Here is a 15,264-nt window from a genome sequence, read left to right on the forward strand (position 1 = left end):
TTGAGCTAGAAACCCTTTGGCAGGCATAATAATGCTGAATGCACGGATATATCTAGTTTACCATTTATGCAATTGAAATGTGGAACAGCTTATCATTGCCAGCACCACCTAATAATCTGTCATTTCCTTGTTCACCAAATAAACGGTCATTTCCGCCATCGCCTTGCAGGGTATCGTTACCGAAACCACCAAACAAATCATCATTGTAAGCAGTTCCTATAACGTTGTTATCTACAACTGCACTGTTGAAAATAAAATCACTCGCTTGTAATTGGCTTTTGCTAATGCCATTAAGTTTCAATCGATAATAATAATCGCCATCTAACACTCGATATCTGACGCTAATGATGACGTTACCATCGGTATCATTAGTCGTCAGCAATAACAGATTATTGAAGTCACTGATGCCTAGAGTTCTCAAATCTATTTTGTCTTGTCCTTTTTGAAAATCTGTGACGATATCTTGCTCTTTGGCACCGATAGAATTATTAAAGTACTCGAAGACAAATTCATCATTCCCGGCACCACCATACAAGGTATCATTGCCAGCACCACCTAATAATCTGTCATTTCCTTGTTCACCAAATAAACGGTCATTTCCGCCATCGCCTTGCAGGGTATCGTTACCGAAACCACCAAACAAATCATCATTGTAAGCAGTTCCTATAACGTTGTTATCTACAACTGCACTGTTGAAAATAAAATCACTCGCTTGTAATTGGCTTTTGCTAATGCCATTAAGTTTCAATCGATAATAATAATCGCCATCTAACACTCGATATCTGACGCTAATGATGACGTTACCATCGGTATCATTAGTCGTCAGCAATAACAGATTATTGAAGTCACTGATGCCTAGAGTTCTCAAATCTATTTTGTCTTGTCCTTTTTGAAAATCTGTGACGATATCTTGCTCTTTGGCACCGATAGAATTATTAAAGTACTCGAAGACAAATTCATCATTCCCGGCACCACCATACAAGGTATCATTGCCAGCACCACCTAATAATCTGTCATTTCCTTGTTCACCAAATAAACGGTCATTTCCGCCATCGCCTTGCAGGGTATCGTTACCGAAACCACCAAACAAATCATCATTGTAAGCAGTTCCTATAACGTTGTTATCTACAACTGCACTGTTGAAAATAAAATCACTCGCTTGTAATTGGCTTTTGCTAATGCCATTAAGTTTCAATCGATAATAATAATCGCCATCTAACACTCGATATCTGACGCTAATGATGACGTTACCATCGGTATCATTAGTCGTCAGCAATAACAGATTATTGAAGTCACTGATGCCTAGAGTTCTCAAATCTATTTTGTCTTGTCCTTTTTGAAAATCTGTGACGATATCTTGCTCTTTGGCACCGATAGAATTATTAAAGTACTCGAAGACAAATTCATCATTCCCGGCACCACCATACAAGGTATCATTTCCAGCACCACCTAATAATCTGTCATTTCCACCTTGACCAGAAAGGCTATCATTACCATTTAAGCCTTCAATCGTATCATTTCCAGAAGTGCCGACTAAATTATCGTTATTGTTTGTTCCTTGAATAGCCATCGTTTTACTAGCCTTTTTTGGGTTTAAGACATGCAGATATACTTTAGCATATTATGTAATACGTATTACATGATTTTTTTAGCTCAATATTTAGTATTGAATATTAATTATTATGTTGTTCTCTGGTTTTGAAATTTTGACAAGGACTCTTATAGATTGAATATCGAAATATGGTTTTTTTTGAAAAAGACCACAACAAAAGACGGGATTAAACTTCATTCGTTAAACCCATAAAAATATCAAGCGATCGCTTGCTACTAAATTGATACTGCTACTGAATTGATAGTATAATAATCGTAGTAATTAACTAGATTAAGTATACAGATAATAAAGCGATAAAACTTCATTTAAGTAATTATTTAATACCTGATAGTTTTCGGTAATTGACTAAGGTTTAACCAAATATCATATTACGGATATTAAACTTGTCGTTTTCAAAAGGGAATCGCCCACACTTGTGACTCAGGTGTGGGCGATTCATTCTACAAAGAATTAGCTAAACCACAGCCGATACTTGCTGCTTAAAGAAAGCTTGCAAAACTCTCTCTGCTATTTGATGGCTAGTTAAACCTAGTTCTGTTTTAGATTCATTGGGTTCTGCATGATCTACCAATACATCTGGTACACCAAATCGCTTGACAGGAACCAGAATATCTGCATCTAGTAAAGCTTCAGCGATCGCACTACCAAACCCACCCATCACGCAGCCTTCTTCTAAGGTGACAACCCGGCCGATTTTCTTAGCTAAAGGCAAAATCAACTCGGTATCCAAAGGCTTAACGAAACGGGCATTAATTACAGTTGCTTCAATGCCATGTTCACCGAGAATTTCAGCGGCTTGCATTCCTGGATAGACCATTGTGCCATAAGCAACGATTAACACATCATCACCTGTACGCAGAATTTCACCTTTGCCAATTTCCAAAGGTTCCCAACCTTCCTCCATCAGGGGAACACCATAGCCATTACCACGAGGATAGCGCATTGCAATTGGGCCACTGGTATGGTTAACGCCAGTTACTACCATGCTTTGCAGTTCTGCTTCGTCTTTGGGGGCCATGATTACGATGTTGGGAATGCAACGTAGATAGGCAATGTCATACATACCTTGGTGGGTGGGACCATCCGATCCTACGATTCCTGCCCGATCCAAGCAGAAGAATACTGGCAGGTTTTGGATGCAGACATCATGAATTATCTGGTCGTAGGCGCGTTGCAGGAAGGTGGAATAAATAGCTGCAACGGGGCGCATACCTTCGGTTGCAAGTCCTGCTGCTAGAGTAATCGCGTGTTGTTCCGCAATACCGACATCAATATATTGATTCGGCAGTTTTGCCTGAAGTTTATCTAAGCCTGTCCCCGTTGCCATTGCCGCAGTAATGCCGACGATTTTCGGGTTTTGTTCGGCAAGTTTCACCAAAGTGTGAGAAAAGACTTTGGCATAAGCCGGGGGTTTGGGTTTACTAGAAGGAATGGCTTTGCCAGTTGCTACGTTGAAGGGGCTTTGGGCGTGGTAGCCAACTTGATCTAGTTCGGCAATTTCATAGCCTTTGCCTTTTACTGTTGCGACATGTACCAAAACTGGCCCTGGTATCTGATGTGCCTGTTGGAAGGTGGTAATCAATTCTTCGAGATTATGTCCATCCACTGGCCCAATGTAGGTAAAGCCGAGTTCTTCAAAAACTGCACCTACCTTGGGAACAGCCAAACGTTTCATACCTTCTTTGATGCGTCCGAGTTCGGGAGACAGGGATTCACCCACAAATGGAATTTGCTTAAACTGTTCTTCAAGATTATCTTTAATAAATTGCACCGGTTGGCTAAGGCGCATTTTGTTGAGATAGCGGGGAATCGCGCCGACGTTGCGAGATATGGACATGTCGTTATCGTTGAGAACAACTAACAGGTTAGTTTTCGGCATGTGTCCGGCATGGTTGATGGCTTCTAAAGCCATACCGCCAGTTAGTGCCCCATCGCCAATCACCGCAACAGCTTTAAATTTTTCCCCTTTCAAGTCTCGCGCTAAAGCCATGCCCAATGCTGCGGAAATACTTGTAGAAGCATGTCCAGCCCCAAAGTGGTCAAACTTGTTTTCACCGCGTTTGAGATAACCTGCAACTCCGTCCTTTTGTCTAAGGGTGTGGAAGCGATCGTAACGTCCGGTAAGCAGTTTGTGGGGATAAGCTTGGTGTCCTACATCCCAAATCACTTTATCCCGATCTAAGTCTAGTGTCTGATAAAGTCCTAGTGTCAATTCGACAACACCCAACCCTGGCCCCAAGTGTCCACCATTAACTGCTACTGTTTGGAGATGCTTATCTCGAATCTGACGGGCAATCTGTTGTAGTTGGCGAACAGATAAACCGTGCAACTGATTAGGATGGGTGATTTCGCTCAGATGCATATTATAAGGTTTTCCTCTCTAAACTTCGAGTTTCGGTATTTTGATTTTCCCACGGTCGGGTTATCCACAGAATCAAACTCTTACATTGTTACTAAGTTGTAGTGGAAAGTATAACTTCGTAATTAATAATGGTGAAAAATTTGTTAACCATTAACAATTCGTCAAATTAGATTGCAATCAGTTAAAGTTATAACACATTTGTCAATGAGTAATGCTACTTAAGATTCGTTTGTAAACCGTATAGAAAAACAAGTTTTTCAGAAGTAATTTGCGGAAGTTCCCTACGAGGATTACTCAATTTCACCTTTTTAAGTTAGTAAAAAAGAAAGTTAAATATTTTATTTCTAACTATATATCTAGCATATTTGCTGGTAAATATTTAACTATTGTTTCTTCTGTTCTGCGTTGACAGGATGCTAATTTTATCAGCGATCGCTAGTTTAGCTAGGCGCAATAAATGTGTATATAAAAGCACTTAATTGGTTTAGGAAAATCCAGTATTACCAGTAACCTAATATTTTTCTGAATCATTCGTGAAAAACAAGATCCCCGACTTCTTCAAGAAATCGGGGATCTACGAGTTGCTGCTATATCTATTCTTTATTTACCAAAAGCATCTTTAATGTTTTCGACGGTGCGTTCAACAGCATTTTTTGTTTTATCTACTGCTTCTTTAGTCCGAGATGCATCTTCATTTGCTCTTCTTTGAATTGTAGCTGCATCTTGCTTGGCTTTGCGTTCAGCAAAACTACCATTATCTGTTGCTTGGTCAACTTTACTGGCATTGCTCTTGGCAGCTTGCTTAACTTTGTCTGCCGTATCATCAATGAAATTTTTGGTTCGTCCAGCATCTCTACTGGCTTTTTCTTGAGCGCGATCGCTTGCGTCTGAGGATGCAATCAAGGTTGCAGCAGGATCGGCCATTGCTGAGGTGTTCGAGAAAAATGCACCTTGCCAAACAAAAGCGATCGCTAACATCCCAAGCAATGTTGTAGCCATCCAGCGTTTTACTGTGGAAAGCTGTTTTGTAACATAATTTAGTTTCATACAAGACAATCTCATGTGATTTAGTATAGTAAATTTACTTTATTTAGCTTATTTGCCATATCGATCCCTAGATAGAAATTCTGGCGTCAATAGTTATGAAACGAATTCACTATTTTGATAGATTGAATTTTGAGTAAAAATTATTTCTTGGTAATCAAGGGTCGAAGTAAACAGGTTACAAATTTTGGATATGGGCGATCGCCCTTGAGTTAATTAACTTGCGATCGCTTCCAGTGGGTTGTTACGCTATCGCAACTGACTTTTTACGGTTGGGACGCTTGCGTTCTGATTTTTTCTTCAGTCCGACTGCTTGGGCTTGATCGCTATCTGAGCCATATTGGCCGCGAATCACTTCTTTCATGGCTAATACAGCATTGTGAAATTCCCATTCTGCTAATCGCGCCGCGTCAGCAGCAGCACGGTATAAAGTTAGTTTTTCAGTTTCGGCTTGTTGCTGCACCAGCATCGTCTGATAAGCTTGCTGTAAGTTTGCTACAGAGGCATCAGTACGGTTGGTGTTGTATGTGCTAATGGTTTGTAAGCCGTGCAATGAGTTTATATCTTGACTAATCGATTGAGAAGGCAGACGGCGGGTTTGATCTTGGGCGGGCATATAGGCATACTGATATAGGTCATACATTTAATGTGCCCATTAGAACAAAAAAACTAACGATAAAGTGAGATTTTTAGATTGAACAAGGTTAAAAAAAGTGTGAATTAATTTTTGCATGTCAAAACAATGGCATTGTCAGCCGAAACAATGGCATTGTCAGCCGAAACAATGGCATTGTCAGTCGAAACAATGGCATTGTCAGCCGAAACAATGGCATTGTCAGCCGAAACAATGGCATTGCAGAACGTTGCATTAGATAGCGTGGCGATCGCAATTACGTCTAAGAGGTTTGCAGTAAGTTTTGAGAATCATTAAAACAACCTGAGTTCGACTGCTCATTGCATGTCCACCCAAAAGACCTCTCCCTGGTTTTACTACGCAAAACCTGTCCCTCTCCGACTCAGAGAGGGACAGACTTGAACTTTAGTTCAAGGCAAGGAGAGGTCTGTCAAACTCACGTCACGTTAATTCATAGCGAATTAACTTTGGCAAAACTCTGCGTACCTACCCTGCGGGAACGCGAAGCGCCTATGCGTTTACCTCTGTGTTCCTCTGCGTTTAAAAAAGTTACGAACTTATGCAAAGTTGTACTCAAAAAGCATCACGCTGACATCAATTGCTGGATGCGCTGTGGTTCCTCTCCCAGCCAATCTGGATTTTGGGCAGTGCTGTCAAAGATTGATGAGGTTTTGAACGGCTCAAACTCGCCGCGTGATGCCGCTTCTGCCGTTTTTGCTAAGAGCGATCGCACTTGCTCGTCATTCATAGGCTGGAATGTCCGCACTGCTTCAAAAGCTTGCTCTAGAATTTCCATACTGTCAATTCCGGTAATCACAACCGATGTCGGCAGATTCAAAGCATAGTGTAAACACTCAATTGGCGTTACAGTCTTTGACCGTAAAAGAATACCGTTTGCCAAGCTTTTCATCCCCAAAACGCCGATGTTTTGTTTCACAAGTTCTGGTACGACTAGCTTTGCAAAGCTTCGGTAGTGGGCATCCATCACATTTAGCGGCATCTGCACTGTATCAAATTTAAACCCGTGAGCAGCTGCAACTTCTAGCGTATGTAGATGAATATGGGGATCTTTGTGCCCAGTGAAGCCGATGTATCGGAGTTTTCCAGCTTTTCGCGCCTCAATGAAGGCAGCATTCGCCCCTTCTTCGTCAAAAATTCGATGGGGATCTTCGTATCGAATCATTTCGTGATGCTGAACCAGATCGATGCAATCAACTTGCAAGCGTTTCAGTGATTCGTCTAGCTGTTTTGCAGCTTCTTTTTTAGAACGACCATCGATTTTCGTCATCAGAAACACTTTATCTCGGTAGCGATCGCGCAGCGCTTTTCCCATACGAATTTCGCTGACTCCACCGTTGTAATCCCAACTGTTATCCATAAAGGTAATGCCGCGATCGATGGCTGTTCTCACAATACGGATAGCCAATTGCTCATCAACGTGCTTCAAAGCGATGTGCCAACCGCCCAATCCGATCGCGGAAACTTTCTCTCCTGTGCTGCCGAGTACTCGATATTGCATTTCTGAATTTGACGTAGTTCCTGACATGTGTTCTCCAAGTCTTTCAGCTATTACTCAAGTACATATAGCCACCTGCTAATTCAAACACAAGGCAAAGTTGACAATATCTTGCTGTAGATACACTTTTCAACGCGATCAGGAAAAGACTCAAGAAGCCAAAATACCGATGGCAATTTAAGATATGTGAGGTAAAGAATTGAGATAATTGTAGAGACGGCGATTCATCGCGTCTTTTGCCTGCGATTCATCGCGTCTCTTGTCTTAAGCGAACAGTATTAAGGGCACAGCAATGCTGTGCCCCTACAACATATTTGGTTCAAATAAATGAAAACTGTTGTCAAACATCAACAATTATTTACCGCTATAGAAAAAGGCAATTTCTTTTTCTTTTAGGGGTGCGAAATCAGCATCTACAAGTAATTGGTCGAGTTCTGCTTGGGGAATGTGCTTTGCACCAATTCGCACAATGCGCGATCGCATCGTATTAGATACACCACTGCGCTGTCTATTGCCTTCTAGCGCCATAACTTTACCATAAAGTTCTAACTTGGCAGGCGGAATGGGAGAACCATCAAAATCAATTCCCTGTGCGATCGCTTCATCAATCGCATCAGCCCCAGTAGTAGTTTGATTCCCTGAGTTAGTTTCGGTAGGCATGGTGATTTTCTCTTCTTAGCTATGGGTAGATTTTACCAGCCTTGCTGACACCAAAGCCGCCAAAGGTTAACTAATCACGAGCTTGTCGCGTCACCACACCACCAACAAACGCCCCTAAGATAGTGCCTGTCCAAAGTCCTGTTGTGCTACCTTGCCACATTGCCCCTGGCGTCATCCAAGCATTGCACATCTCCTTTAAACCCCAAGGTTGGTTTTGGCACTTTTGGCTATGCAGCATCATAGTAATTTGCCCACTGGTGTAAGCACCAAAAAAACCTGATGACAAAGCTAAAAAAGTGCAAATTAAAATTCTATTTTTAGTCATTAGTCATTAGTCATTAGTCATTAGTCATTAGTCATTAACTGGTTCCCACCCTCCAGGCTGGGAACCCATTCTGAGAGGCTCCGCCTCCTCTTTCTTGACCAGAGGCTCTGCCTCTGGGAATACATTCCCAGCCTGGAGGCTGGGAACGAGGCTAATGCCCAATGCCCAATTCCCAATCAACCCGTATTTCTCATCCCAGCAGCAATGCCATTAATAGTTAACAATGCTCCTCGCAGTAACTCGCCTTTGCTATAACGAGAATGAATTACTCCAGAAGTAGCAGTTGTATTTAGTGACTGCCGTAGACGCTTGAGTAGTGAAACTTGGATAAATCCCAAAGGTACAATTGTGCCATTGCGTAACTGTACAGATCGTTGCAGTACAGGATCGCCATCTAACAGGCGATTGTGATCGGTGATTTTTAACACCAAATCCCTTGTTAGATAGAACTCACTGGCAATTTGGTCAAAAACCTTGGCAAAACGAAGTTTATCTTCTGGCTTGGACAATTCCTGGACGTAGTGATGTGCCATTTGCATATCTACTTTTGCCAAAGTCATCTCAGCTTTAGAAATCACCATCTTGAAAAAAGGCCACTTAACGTAAAAGTAGCGCAGTAATTTCAAGTGTTCTTCTGGTTCTTCGTTCAAGAATTCTTGTAAAGCTGTGCCAACGCCATACCAGGAAGGCAGTAAAAAGCGGGTTTGTGTCCAGCTAAATACCCAAGGAATCGCTCGCAGACTGCTTAAATCTTTCTTACCAGATGGACGACGTGCGGGACGAGAGCTAATTTGCAGCTGGCTAATTTCTTCAATTGGGGTTACTTGGTGGAAGAAGTCAACAAAATCAGGTTGTTCGTAGATTAGGGCACGATAATGTTGACGCGATCGCGCTGCTAATTCTTCCATAATCTCATTCCAGGGTTCAATATCATCAAACCCTGTCCGCAGCAGGCTAGCTTGAATCACCGCAGTGGTGATGGTTTCCATGTGGTATAGTGCCAAATCCAACAAGGAGTATTTGGAAGCCAAAACTTCTCCTTGTTCGGTAATCTTGATTCGCCCATTGATACTATGACCTGGTTGAGCCAAAATCGCTTCGTAAGCAGGGCCACCACCACGTCCCACAGAACCGCCGCGTCCGTGGAAAATCCGCAAATTTATATCGTAGTTTTCTGCTATTTGTTGCAGTGATTTTTGAGCTTTATGAATTTCCCAGTTGCTACTTAAAAAACCAGAGTCTTTGTTGCTGTCAGAATACCCCAGCATTACTTCTTGTAAATTAGGGGTGAGGGGGGAGGAAAGGGCAGGGGAAGTAGGGGAAGCAGGGGGGGATAAGTTTTCATCCACAACATTCTCTGCTTTTGTTTGTTCGTAGCCGCCGGCTAACAAAGCACGATATAAGGGGAGTTCAAACAGGTTTCGCATGACGCTTCGGGAGCGTTGTAAGTCTTCTACTGTCTCAAATAGAGGAACTACTTGAATGGTTCCCACAGCTATGGCGGGGTCAAAAAGTCTGGCTTCTTTGGCTAAAAGCAATACTTCCAGCACATCGCTTACGTCGCGGCACATGCTGATAATGTAAGTTTGGCAGATATTTAGACCAAATTCTTGTTGGAGCGATCGCACGACGCGAAAGGTTTCAATGACATCGTTGGTTTTCTCAGAAAATGGCAATTCTGCCGGAATTAATGGCCGACGGGTTTGCAATTCTCCTGTCAGCCAAGCGACTCTCTGCTCCTCAGATAGGTCGTTGTAAGGTTGGGGTAATAGTTGTAAATATTCCAGTATCTCATTGAGCGCATCGGCGTGGCGCGATGATTCTTGACGAATATCTAGCTGTGTCAAGTTAAAGCCAAAAATTTCTACCTGACAGATGAGATTTTCTAATTCTCGACAACTTAAACCTGTTTCTGTCAAGTTGCGCTGAATCATCCGCAGTTCTGCTAAAAAATCGTTTCCCGAACGATACAAGGGACTATCTTGATTTGTTGGCGTTTCCCGATTGTACAAAGCTAGATTGCGATCGCGAGTATTTTCTAGTCGCTTCAGTACATAAGCCAGTTTCAGCCGATAAGGTTCTTGTCGATAACGTAGCGCCAGTGCGTCGTAGACTTCACTCAACTGGGATTGATCCGCTTCTAAAGATTCCAGCAAGTCTGGTAAGACATCACTCCAGTGCATCGACACACTCAACAACTCAATCAGATTTTTCACTGACTGAATATATCTCCCTAGCACCATTTTGCGCTGATAGCAAGCTGTCTGCCAGGTAATTTCGGGTGTAACTGATGGGTTCCCATCTCTATCTGAGCCTACCCAGGAACCGAAAGAGCAAAAGTTTTTACTCGGTGGTTCTAGCCAAGGAAAGGTATTAGATAGGGTGTGTTTGAAACGTTTATAAAGTTGGGGAATGCCATCAAATAAAACTTCTTGGAAGTAGTGTAGGGCATAATCTACTTCATCTAGCACCGTGGGTTTAAACTGGTGAAGTTCGTCTGTGCGCCACCAGAGGCGAATTTCTTCGAGCAATTGTTCCCGAACATCTGCTGCTTCCCAAGGATATGCTCCTGGTGTAGTCCCAGAATGGTTTTCTAAGGCATCCAATTTTTGCAAAAGTTGTACCACTTGTCGCTGCTTATCCCGGATGGTATGACGAACAATTTCCGTCGGGTGCGCTGTGAAAACTAAGCGGACATCCAGATGGGCAATTAGACGTTGAATTTGCTGGGGTGGTACATTCAGTTTGAATAAATAGGGAAATAAGGCAGCAAAAGTACCTTTGGGTTTGACTTGCGCCTTTTCTAGATAACTCTTTCTCAGTAACTCTGCTGCTAGTCCCTTGCTAACAGGCGCATCATCTTCTCTTTGATTAGAGGAATAGTTGACATTGGCTGCTGTTTCCGGCTCTGTTTCCTCGCTTTCTGCCTCATAGCGACTCAATTGCTGCCGTTGTTCGTATTCCTGCTCTATGATGTTAATCAGCTGAAAATATAGAGCGAAAGCACGAGCCGCGCGAATTGCTTCGTTGATATTTAGTTGTTCAATTAATTTGACGGCTGAGGATGCTTGGTCATTTGTTGCTTGTCCTTCTGGGGAACATAAATCGCGCAACTGCCGCAACAAATCTACCATATTTTGACCACATTCTTGCCGGAGAACTGACTCCCACAATTCTTCCACTACCTGGAGACGATGGCGCAAAAATAATTCCGACACCGGGTATATATCCGCAGTTTGAGACGAAGAGTATAAAAGGGAACCCATATTCTCTATTCTTGTAAAGCTAATTAGTGTTTACGGTTCTAGGTTTTGCACTTAATGCTCAATGGGTTGTTCCTGAGCAAATAATTATTTGGTGTATATCTTCTCATCTTGATTGATTTCGTGTTCATCTGGGAAATCTAGGTTGGGTAGGCGATCGCCTCGAAATAATTCTTCACTGGCTTCCCCTATGGCTTCTAGTGCTTTTACTGTAGTTTTGCCGGTAATCAGCAGCAGTAATATAGACGCTGTACCAATTTGTAAAAGGAACGACGGGGGAATGGCAAATAAATCCAGATTGGATGCGGGTTTAGGTGAAGACTGTTGGTTGGCAGGAGGCATTGCTAATTCTGGGTTATGGGAATTATTGTAGAGACGCGATTAATCGCGTCTGTCAGGAGTCTGTACAAGGAGTTAAGGTAATTCCAACGATCAAGCGATGGAGTTGAAATGGGATAAGCTTGTTGTCTGTTTCGCCCATCAAGGGTTTACGCAAATCCGGCTTTAAAGGACAAGTCATCAGCCAGTCATATAAAATTATTCTGACCTCTAACTGCTAACTTTTGAATTTTGACTCCCTATTAGTAAAATAAACGCAAAACTCAACATTAGTCAGACTTACAACCCGTACAAGACTATCTTGGCCGATTTTATGAGTTACGAAGGTAACAAAATTGTTAAAAAAAAACGTCAGAGTGTGATAAACCTATGGTTCTAGTTTACAAGTGCAGGCACTATCCCCCAACAATCGCTGACTGTAAAGTTAACTGAGCATGAAAACAGTATTACCAGATCGCCAGCAGTCCTTAGCGCAATGGGTAAGCCAGGCAACAGGAATCAACACTTTCGGGGTGAAAGTCCGGTTGCGGGGAAATGACCTTCATATTCTTTGTGAAGGTACTGAATGTCCTCAGCGTTGGCGTACTTTGTCTGACTTGCTGCAAGCATTACAGCAAACAAATTTAGATATCCTCACAAGTAGCGAACAAACCTCAATATATCAAGTATTTGTCTATGGCCGCAGAAAAGGGGAACAGCGCCCCTCGTGGTGCCATCGAGTTCACTTGAATCAGATAGATAAGCATTTGGATGAGGTGCAGCAAGCGCTACTAGCAGACTCAGAAAAATCCAAACAATCGGGCGGGGCGCTAATTGTCTCTAACGAAAGTTTGGCACGCCAAGGCAACCCAGAGGCGATCGCTCGATATCTTAGCGAAACTCTGAGTACGTTAGGTGTATCAGTACAGGCAAAGATTAAGCCATATCAGCCCAAGAATTCTCAGCCAGCAGAAAATCGCCTGTGGATCTTTTGCCAGTCGAGCTATAGCCCTGATGCATCGTTGCTTGCTGAACCAATAGCACAAAAGCTGCGTTATCTCAAGCTTTCCGGCTACCAAGATGCCATAATTGTTTCTCAGGTGAGCGGCGAAACTGCCCCTGATTGGCTGCTGCGGATAGATTTGACCCCACCAGAGGTAATGCTCAAAGAGTGGGCGCGTTGGGGAGATGTCCAAGCGATCGCTCGATTATTAACTGAGGTACTATCAGGGTTAAAAGTTGCTGTCCAAGTTTCTTTAAAAGAATCAACGCTACATATCTTTTGTATCCCAGCTTTTGATCTCTTAGGAACTGCCCCTATTCCAGACAAGGCAGTGTGTTTAGAGGCAATTTTACCGCAACTAGAAGCGATCGCACCTCAAGGCATTCTCGCCGCCACAGTCTACGGACAAAAAGCAGGCGACATGCAGCCGACTTGGATTGATTGGCTAACTTTACCCGCAGCAAATAATCCCATCTTTGCCACATCACCACTAGATTTAGCCAATACTGGCGATGAACCTGCGATCGTATTTTTACTGGAGCGTTTACTTAATCCTGATTTGGATTGGCGGCTATTAACAGGTGGAACTCGCGTACTTCTACTGAACAAAAATGATTTATTACACATCATGTGTGATGCTCCTGTTTGTCCAGTGCGACAACAAGTAGCAAGTAAAATTACGCAGTTTATCCGCCAGTTAAAAATTCCCGGTATCATGGGAGTACGTGTCTACGGTCGCCGGGCTGGAAATAAAGAACCTTTTTGGCATTATGGCGTCGATCTTGAACATCGCCAACGTTTAGTACCAGAGGCAACCCCAGAATTTGCTGCTACTTCTCAATACATTAATGATTTAGTAACCTCTGAGACTAGTGAGCCAATTTTGCGCCCCGAATTAACCACAGAAGAAGTTCAAAGTTTAGTAACCGAAGTAGCGCGAGATTGGCTGACAACGGCGAGGGCAACAGCAAAAAAATTCCTGTTGAACAGCCAGCTATTTACCGAAAGTAACCAATCAGCAGAACATAACCCTGATGTTCAAGGAATTAAGATTGCTCTAGTTTGGGGAACACTGGGATTATTGCTCACCCTCCAAACTGATTGGGTACTGGGTCAAATTATTGCACGTACTATACCAAGTTCGTCAAAAGTCGCTAGCGTCTCCCTCCCATCATCTTCTGAACGCCAAGCATCTTTGACATCTGGGAAAAATCAGAGTGAGAAAACAACATTTTTTACCAGCACTTCCAAAACGAAATCTCCTCCAAATCAGAGTTCTGTATTTAACGCTTCGGAATTTACCCAAAGCGATGATACTCCGAAAAATAATTTGGCAGCCGCACCACTGAAGGAAAAAGCTACCGCAACAGCTATTCTTTTAGCAGCGCGATCGCAACTGCCAAGTTTCAACGTCAGACAATTAGACGAGCAACTAGCACTGTATAAACAGCGTCTAGCTAGAACTGGTACTCCGCCAGACGTGTTGATTATTGGCTCCTCCCGCGCCCTCAGAGGAGTAGATCCCGCAGCACTTTCTAAAGCTTTAGCAACTCAAGGCTATCCAAATCTTGATGTATTTAACTTTGGAATCAACGGTGCTACTGCACAAGTTGTAGACTTTGTGATTCGCCACGTACTGGAACCATCAGAACTACCCAAAATAATTATTTGGGCAGATGGCGCTCGTGCTTTCAACGGCGGACGCGAGGATATTACCTTTAAATCGCTTGCTGCATCAGCTGGTTATAAACAAGCATTCCAAAAAACAGCAAACCCTGTAAATAGCAATGATTTGCCAGAAAATATAGTAAATTCAGGAGAAAAAAAGACAACCGAAGAAAAACCGGAGATCAGTACTTATGAAGCTGTCAATCAGTCCTTAAATCAGGCTCTAGCGTCTGTTTCTGCTAGTTATAAAAATCGTGACCAAATAAAAGGTTTACTGCAAAAACAATTCCTCGTATTTGGTCATAATCAGACAGTTACATCAGAAAAACAGCTAACAGACGGGACTTCAGATGAAAGCATTTCTCAGCAAGCAGTTGACTTTGATGGCTTTCTACCCTTGTCTATTCGCTTTAATCCCGCGAGATACTATCAAAAACATTCTAGAGTTCCTGGAAATTATGACAACGACTATAAATCTTTCCAGGTAGAAGGACAGCAAGATACTGCTTTTCAAGAAGTGCTTCAGTTTACCCAGGCTCAGAAAATTTCCTTAGTGTTTGTTAATATGCCTCTGACGGCAGATTATTTAGATCCAGTGCGTAGACAATATGAGCAACAATTTCAACAATATATGTTGCGTTTGGCTACTAATCCCAACTTTATTTATCGTGATTTGAGCCAACAGTGGCCAAAAGCAAATGACTACTTTTCTGATCCTAGTCACCTCAACCGCTTTGGCGCATACGAAGTCTCGAAAAAGTTGGCTAACGATCCGATGATTCCTTGGCCAGTGAAGTAGGGGATTGGGGATTGGGGATTGGGGACTGGGGACTGGGGAGAATAATCTACAATACCCAAT

11 protein-coding genes are annotated in these 15,264 nt (G+C 42.7%); 2 read left to right on the forward strand and 9 right to left on the reverse strand.

Features of this window, described 5'->3' with window-relative positions; all coding sequences use genetic code 11:
* Positions 1–64: 64 nt before the first annotated feature.
* From V7L07_RS04925 to V7L07_RS04940, 4 genes are all read right to left on the reverse strand, one after another.
* Complete coding sequence (locus tag V7L07_RS04925; protein WP_335055614.1) at positions 65–1,570, reverse strand: calcium-binding protein; 1,506 nt, start codon at positions 1,568–1,570, stop codon at positions 65–67.
* Positions 1,571–2,066: 496 nt separating this feature from the next.
* Positions 2,067–3,974, reverse strand: coding sequence for a 1-deoxy-D-xylulose-5-phosphate synthase (dxs, locus tag V7L07_RS04930; RefSeq protein ID WP_335055615.1), 1,908 nt, complete (start codon positions 3,972–3,974; stop codon positions 2,067–2,069).
* 600 nt (positions 3,975–4,574) lie between these two features.
* The gene (locus V7L07_RS04935; protein ID WP_335055617.1) at positions 4,575–5,021 is read right to left on the reverse strand and encodes a hypothetical protein; all 447 of its coding nucleotides are present in this window, start codon (positions 5,019–5,021) and stop codon (positions 4,575–4,577) included.
* A gap of 241 nt (positions 5,022–5,262) precedes the next feature.
* Positions 5,263–5,634 (reverse strand): hypothetical protein, encoded by a 372-nt coding sequence (locus V7L07_RS04940; RefSeq protein WP_335055928.1) that lies wholly within the window; start codon positions 5,632–5,634, stop codon positions 5,263–5,265.
* Positions 5,635–5,745: 111 nt separating this feature from the next.
* Between V7L07_RS04940 and V7L07_RS04945 the strand changes: the two genes are divergently transcribed.
* A complete protein-coding gene (locus V7L07_RS04945; RefSeq protein ID WP_335055619.1) occupies positions 5,746–5,949 on the forward strand; it encodes a hypothetical protein in 204 nt (67 codons plus the stop codon).
* Positions 5,950–6,235: 286 nt separating this feature from the next.
* Here V7L07_RS04945 and V7L07_RS04950 read toward each other — a convergent pair whose 3' ends face one another.
* From V7L07_RS04950 to V7L07_RS04970, 5 genes are all read right to left on the reverse strand, one after another.
* Positions 6,236–7,198 carry an aldo/keto reductase gene (locus V7L07_RS04950; RefSeq protein ID WP_335055621.1) on the reverse strand — a complete coding sequence of 321 codons (963 nt, stop codon included), beginning with the start codon at positions 7,196–7,198 and terminating at the stop codon, positions 6,236–6,238.
* Between the two features lie 324 nt (positions 7,199–7,522).
* A complete protein-coding gene (locus tag V7L07_RS04955) occupies positions 7,523–7,828 on the reverse strand; it encodes a small RNA NsiR4-regulated ssr1528 family protein (RefSeq protein ID WP_179065827.1) in 306 nt (101 codons plus the stop codon).
* Between the two features lie 70 nt (positions 7,829–7,898).
* A complete protein-coding gene (locus tag V7L07_RS04960; RefSeq protein ID WP_292853389.1) occupies positions 7,899–8,153 on the reverse strand; it encodes a hypothetical protein in 255 nt (84 codons plus the stop codon).
* Between the two features lie 176 nt (positions 8,154–8,329).
* Positions 8,330–11,419, reverse strand: coding sequence for a phosphoenolpyruvate carboxylase (ppc, locus tag V7L07_RS04965; RefSeq protein ID WP_335055623.1), 3,090 nt, complete (start codon positions 11,417–11,419; stop codon positions 8,330–8,332).
* Positions 11,420–11,503: 84 nt separating this feature from the next.
* On the reverse strand, positions 11,504–11,758 hold the full coding sequence (locus V7L07_RS04970) for a hypothetical protein (protein ID WP_335055625.1): 255 nt from the start codon (positions 11,756–11,758) through the stop codon (positions 11,504–11,506).
* Between the two features lie 431 nt (positions 11,759–12,189).
* Here V7L07_RS04970 and V7L07_RS04975 point away from each other — a divergent pair, with 431 nt between their 5' ends.
* Positions 12,190–15,204: a DUF1574 family protein gene (locus tag V7L07_RS04975; protein ID WP_335055627.1), complete on the forward strand. Its 3,015-nt coding sequence runs from the start codon at positions 12,190–12,192 to the stop codon at positions 15,202–15,204.
* Positions 15,205–15,264: the final 60 nt, after the last annotated feature.

The organism is Nostoc sp., assembly GCF_036916985.1.
Classification (GTDB): Bacteria; Cyanobacteriota; Cyanobacteriia; order Cyanobacteriales; family Nostocaceae; genus Nostoc.